General features: G+C 54.9%; 3 protein-coding genes. All 3 read right to left on the reverse strand.

The window, feature by feature from the left end; genetic code table 11:
* Positions 1 to 61: 61 nt before the first annotated feature.
* Positions 62 to 781, reverse strand: coding sequence for a hypothetical protein (locus BM075_RS23945; protein ID WP_093363109.1), 720 nt, complete (start codon positions 779 to 781; stop codon positions 62 to 64).
* A 45-nt stretch (positions 782 to 826) separates the two neighbouring features.
* Positions 827 to 2185 carry a hypothetical protein gene (locus BM075_RS23950; RefSeq protein ID WP_093363110.1) on the reverse strand — a complete coding sequence of 453 codons (1359 nt, stop codon included), beginning with the start codon at positions 2183 to 2185 and terminating at the stop codon, positions 827 to 829.
* Between the two features lie 9 nt (positions 2186 to 2194).
* Positions 2195 to 3735 (reverse strand): NACHT domain-containing protein (locus tag BM075_RS23955; protein ID WP_218152906.1); only part of this gene is annotated, 1541 nt, incomplete at its 5' end.

Consider the following 3735-nt stretch of genomic DNA (forward strand, 5'->3'; position numbering starts at 1 on the left):
CAACGCGATCGGCACTGCCGAGGTCGTCCGCGTGGCCTGAGCCTGAACGGGAAAGGGGCACTCACGCCTCGGGCCGCCTTTCTACAACAACGCCGCTCGGCATGATAAAGGTGGAAAGAAGTGCAGCCCCTTCGGCAGTCTGGGCCAAAGGGAGAGAGGGAAGCTCCTCATAGAGATCTTCGACATAGCGCCAGTCCTCTGCCCAGATAAGGTCATTAAGCATGGGCGCGATGCGTTCGGGATAGTGCTTTGCCACGGCAGCGTAGTATTCGCTGCGGATATGATTGGTTCCATCACCGTCGGTGTAGTCCGTGATGCGGTGAAACGCGCCGGCTAGAGCCAAAAGGGTTTGCTTGGCGTCATGATCCCCTGCTTCGATCATCATCTCCAACACAGTAAGAACATCGTTTGCGAAGGCATCCTTCCGCCAACCATACCCAAGCAAACAATCGACAGCATGTCTCAATGACTGAGCAGCCAGCTGAGGCTGGTTGTGATCGTGCGCGGCAAGAGCCAGCTTCCCAAAGGTAGCAGCTCGCTCGTTGAACACAGTCACGGTCTGCTCAAGTTCGTCCATGTAAGTCGCAATGAATTTTTCAGCGCTAGCTGGGTCATGCAGCGACACGCGGCGCATTGTGAGCTTCTCCAGCCAAAGCTCGTTTAGCCAAAAGGGCGATGCCCTTGCCTTCGAAAGAGCAATGTCGTCGATCTGATACGCAGCATCTAGCCCGCGGCCAATGAGGGAGAGGTCGAAAGCGGCATCAATCAGCGCAAGGCGCACCGCATTGAAACGGTGTTGAGCGTCGTAACTTCGTTCGTAGCAAGGCTACCCATCATACCAACTGAACACGTCACCGAGAGTTGGCCAATGCCTTGCGTTGGCCCAGTGTGCGGCGATGCGTCGAGCGAGTTTTTCAAATGCACGTAGTGCGCCCGCGAGCCAGCTTTCCGATGCATGATCCGGGATCTTTACCCAGCTTTTTGTTGGCTTTCCTGCCAGAGCAGCCGCTAGTGCGGACATGAAAATATTGTAAACGATCCCCCGGATATTCGTCTGGTGGCGATCTTCCGGGCCGTCAGCGCCCGCGAAAAGCGCTGACAGGTCTTTGCCTGAGCTGCTGCCTTTTATCGCGTCGCCCTTGATAATCCCCAGGCAGCGAATAGCTGGGTGCTTTCTTGCCTTTAACGGAGTTTGACTCGCAGGTGAGAGGCCCTCGAGACATAGGCACGTAAACAGTTCCTTGTCGAATTCATCCCCCGTGAAGCTCTTACCCGCTTGGAAGACGGAACTAACATTTCCGACAAGGCGCGCGCTTTGAGCGAAAGCGGCAACGATAGGGTCCGCTTGACCAGAACCGCGCGCGAAACGCAGCACCCGAGCAACCTCGTTCTTCTTGCTTGCAGCAACGACTGAAACCACAGCCCGAGCAAAATCGCCTTGCTGGTCATTGCTGATGTATTCGTCGTGACGGTTTTGGATGATGCGTCCGTTAAGTTCCTCAACAGCTCGGTCGACAAGCGCATCTCGCTGACTCTCATCGGTCATCTGAACGAGCGCCGGGATTAGCGAGGGAGGCAAATTAACTAAGTCGGCACGAAGGACGGCCGGGACAAAAATGTCGCCACTTAAAGCGGCCGCAACATACCAGACCTGGGCTAGTTCATCGTGCTGCAGCTCAACGGCATTTATCGCACGAATCTTTACAAGTCGGTGGCGCGCGACGCTTGCCAAATCGAATACTTCGAAAGCGGCCTGTTCGGCATGATTCAATACATTGATGAAGCGGTCGATCGGGTACCCCGCAGTGACGAAGGACAACGCCCACTCACGGGAAGGTCTCGTGATTAGGTTCTGTGCGTTCCCGCGTGTTGCCTGAGCGATCCATAGCCACGCCTCTCGCCAGTAGGGAGGCGCTTCTGTTTCCAGCCATTCCAAAGTCGGCGCACTGTTGGCCATAAAAATTGAATGGTGAATGGGATCATCTCGAAGAAAGGCGAACAAGCTACCGTGAAATGGGCGCACTTCCATCTCTCGAAAGTCGAGGAGATGACCGATCTCCGCCAGCCCCAAGATGCTCTGATCGTCCACGCCGAAGCAGTTATTGAGAGCAAATGGTGGCGGACTGAAGTCGAGACCAGCCAGAACGTGGAGAATTGCCTTCCCGCGTGGAGAAAGCTGCAACATAAACCCTGCTTAGTAATCGCGTATGTCTCCACTGGGGCAGGCCGGCTGCGCTCGAATTAGATCTGGCGTCACTTCATCGCCGGCACGGGCAACGGCCTCGAATGAATAAATCAGATGCAGAGGCAAGCCATTGGATATGTCGAAAAAAGCATCAGAAACCGCGGCAAGCGCTTTCGCTTTCGATTGGTGAGGCCAGCGGAAGAGATTCAGCCTTCCTGCGCGGTGTTGTGATGCAATCCAGCCTTCCACAGCAGCGCGGTTCATAAGAGGAAGCTCGACCCAGCCTTCTATCGGCGCTGCAGCCAGCATCCTTGTTGGAAGATCCTTTTCCGCAATCTTCTGGGTCCCAATTACCAGATGGGCACCCGGTACGGCGGGGATAAGCGCGTTAAAGAGTTCTTCGGCGTGCTCGCGATCACGGCCTTCTCGCCAGACGTGATCGAGTCCGTCGATGATCACGATAAGGCGTCTTCCTTCTGCGAGGACTTTCCGGGCGGCTTGTTCGATCGTTTCGCCCAAAGTACTATGCTGCCTCACTCTCAAGTCCGGCATCGTCTCTTGAAGTTGGGCTTCTAGCGAACGTGCAATAGCTTGAAAGTGGAACCTTCCCTCAGATCTGTCATCGAGGCTAAGGAAGTAGTGGTGCCGTATGCACACAACCTTTTTAGTATCGAGTTTCGACTTAAAGTGGCTGAGAAAAGTACTTTTCCCACGCCCAGGAGGGGCCCAAAGAACCGTGACGCCATCGTCATTGAGTACCCGCGAAAAGAAATCGTCAAAAAAGCTCTCGTCCGGCACACGGTAGTTTTCTGGCACCGTGAAATCTTGGGGAAGGGGCATGGCTCTTTCAGGGGAAAAAGCTTGCTGGAGATGGATATAGCGGATCCGCCCATCAGGGCCTGGCCAATTTTTTTGTGTCGCCCAAAGTTGGAGCTGTTTCTGGAATAATGCCCAGCCAGCGCTGTCCGTGTCAGATGCTATGCGCGCCCAGAGGGTCGCTTCAAGGTCCTCAATTATGGGCTGCGAGTGAATGAATTCAAAGATTTTAAAGAACTTTTGAGCGGCCGTAGCCGATCCAAGCTGTGCAATAATCCGCGTGCGAATTGGCAAAGGAATTTTTGAATAATTGACGCGGCGACCCTTCAAGGATTGAGAAAATTCCGAATCCGGTTTTCGATCCGTCATCAGACGAGCATTCGCCCGACAACCATCATCCAAAATCTTCAAAACCGGCACAGCCCAGTGCTGAAGGAAAGACTTTCCCTTGGGCTTCGCGCCTAAAATCCATTCCCAATCAAGGGCTGTCTTTGGGTTTTCCGGATCGACAGCAAACTTGACCTGTGTGACTTCGAACCGACCATCAGCTAGGCACGCCACCACGTCATCCACGGCTCGGAATGACGGGTCGGATGCTTCGACCTGGACCCAAGAATACTTTTTCGGGTTGCGATAGAAGGTAGTGTCCCAACGCTTGGTGTAGGAGGCCGCGCGCGGAGCCCCCGGCGTAGCGCAGCGCGCGGCCGGGTGTGACGCTGGCGGCCACCGCCGAT

This window comes from Tropicimonas isoalkanivorans (genome assembly GCF_900112335.1).
GTDB lineage: Bacteria > Pseudomonadota > Alphaproteobacteria > Rhodobacterales > Rhodobacteraceae > Tropicimonas > Tropicimonas isoalkanivorans.